This is a genomic window from Vibrio sp. 10N.222.52.B7 (assembly GCF_041474275.1).
Lineage (GTDB): Bacteria > Pseudomonadota > Gammaproteobacteria > Enterobacterales > Vibrionaceae > Vibrio > Vibrio crassostreae_C.
The window spans coordinates 1-561 of record NZ_JBFRTU010000094.1 but is presented as its reverse complement, the minus strand read 5'-3'; the positions used below and the strand labels follow the sequence as shown (position 1 = coordinate 561).

Annotated in this window: 1 protein-coding gene; it reads left to right on the top strand. The window is 44.0% G+C overall.

Annotated elements, in window-relative coordinates:
• Nucleotides 1–385, top strand: a 385-nt coding sequence (locus AB4512_RS20010; protein WP_372072694.1) for a transposase, incomplete at its 5' end; no start/stop codon positions are given.
• Nucleotides 386–561: the final 176 nt, after the last annotated feature.

Sequence of the window (561 nt, the reverse complement as noted above, 5' to 3'; positions counted from 1 at the left end):
CTCTCGTACACAAATTGCAAAATCTCTCAAAGTCAGTCGAACCAGTGTCAATAAATGGGTTCGGATTTTTTTTGAAGAAGGCCTAGAAGGACTTCAAGAAAAACCTCGGACTGGTAGGCCTGCATACCTCACCGATGAGCAGCGGGCTCAACTCAGTGCCTTCATAAAAAAAGAAGCTGAATCACCTTCTGGTGGCCGCCTTGTTGGAAGCGATATACATGACTACATCGTTAAACACTTTGACAAGCACTACCACCCTAATTCCATCTATTATCTCCTCGACCACATGGGTTTTTCTTGGATAACTTCTCGTTCCAAACACCCTAAACAATCACAGCAAATACAAGACGATTTTAAAAAAATTCCAAATCGAAACGATCCTTAAGATCCCCGGCCATATTGGGCTAGAGAGTGTTGATGTCTGGTTTCAAGACGAAGCTAGGTTTGGTCAGCAGAACACAACAACACGTCTTTGGGCTACTCGTGGAACGAGACCTCGCGTAGTAAAACAGCAGCAATTTGAATACGCTTATTTGTTTGGCTCAGTGTGCCCATCGAGAG